At 69.6% G+C, this 1,600-nt stretch carries 1 protein-coding gene; it reads left to right on the top strand.

The genetic code is table 11. The annotated features are described in order from the left end of the window. On the top strand, window positions 1-1,533 hold a 1,533-nt coding region (locus tag IE286_RS26835), incomplete at its 5' end, for an acyl-CoA carboxylase subunit beta (RefSeq protein ID WP_189799351.1). Between the last annotated feature and the right edge of the window lie 67 nt (window positions 1,534-1,600).

Genomic DNA, 1,600 nt, shown 5'->3' with positions numbered 1-1,600 from the left:
CGGATCCAGGAGGCGACCCATGCCGGCTCCCAGCGTGCGGTGGAGAAGCAGCACGCCAAGGGGAAGCTGACCGCGCGTGAGCGGATCGCGCTGCTGCTGGACGAGGGCTCGTTCGTGGAGCTGGACGAGTTCGCCCGGCACCGCTCCACCCACTTCGGCCTGGAGACCAACCGGCCCTACGGCGACGGCGTGGTCACCGGCTACGGCACCGTCGACGGCCGCCCGGTCGCGGTGTTCTCGCAGGACTTCACCGTCTTCGGCGGCGCCCTCGGCGAGGTCTACGGCCAGAAGATCGCCAAGGTGATGGACTTCGCCCTGAAGACCGGCTGCCCCGTCGTCGGCATCAACGACTCCGGCGGCGCCCGCATCCAGGAGGGCGTGGCCTCCCTCGGCGCCTACGGCGAGATCTTCCGCCGCAACACCCACGCCTCCGGTGTGATCCCGCAGATCTCCCTGGTGGTCGGCCCGTGCGCGGGCGGCGCGGTCTACTCTCCCGCGATCACCGACTTCACGGTCATGGTCGACCAGACCAGCCACATGTTCATCACCGGCCCCGACGTGATCAAGACCGTCACCGGGGAGGACGTCGGCTTCGAGGAACTGGGCGGGGCCCGCACCCACAACACCGCCTCCGGCGTCGCCCACCACATGGCCGCCGACGAGAAAGACGCCATCGACTACGTCAAGCAGCTGCTGTCGTATCTGCCGTCGAACAACCTGTCCGAGCCGCCCGCCTACCCCGAACCGGCCGATCTGACGGTCACCGCCGAGGACCTGGAGCTGGACACCCTGGTCCCGGACAGCGCGAACCAGCCCTACGACATGCACACCGTCGTCGAGCACGTCCTGGACGACGGCGAGTTCTTCGAGACCCAGCCGCTGTTCGCGCCGAACATCCTCACCGGGTTCGGGCGGGTGGAGGGCCACCCGGTCGGGATCGTGGCCAACCAGCCGCTGCAGTTCGCCGGCTGCCTGGACATCGACGCCTCGGAGAAGGCGGCGCGGTTCGTGCGGACCTGCGACGCGTTCAACCTGCCGGTGCTCACCTTCGTCGACGTCCCCGGGTTCCTGCCCGGGGTCGGGCAGGAGCACGACGGCATCATCCGCCGGGGCGCGAAACTGATCTACGCCTACGCCGAGGCCACCGTGCCGCTGATCACGGTGATCACCCGCAAGGCGTTCGGCGGCGCCTACGACGTGATGGGCTCCAAGCACCTGGGCGCGGACCTGAACCTTGCCTGGCCGACCGCGCAGATCGCGGTCATGGGCGCCCAGGGCGCGGTGAACATCCTGCACCGGCGCACCCTGGCCGAGGCCGAGGCCGCCGGGCAGGACGTGGAGGCGGTGCGGGCCCGGCTGATCCGCGAGTACGAGGACACCCTGCTCAACCCCTACATCGCCGCCGAACGCGGCTACATCGACGCCGTGATCACGCCCTCGGACACGCGTTCCCACATCGTCCGCGGCCTGCGTCACCTGCGCACCAAACGGGAAACCCTTCCCCCGAAGAAGCACGGCAACATCCCGCTGTGAGGAACGCTGTGATCAAGGTCGTCCGAGGCAACCCCACCCCCGAGGAGCTCGCCGCCGCCCTGGCGGT

It is taken from the genome of Streptomyces thermodiastaticus (genome assembly GCF_014656135.1).
Lineage (GTDB): Bacteria > Actinomycetota > Actinomycetes > Streptomycetales > Streptomycetaceae > Streptomyces > Streptomyces thermodiastaticus.
Note: the sequence above shows the minus strand (reverse complement) of the source record. Positions and strands in the feature narration are given on the sequence as shown.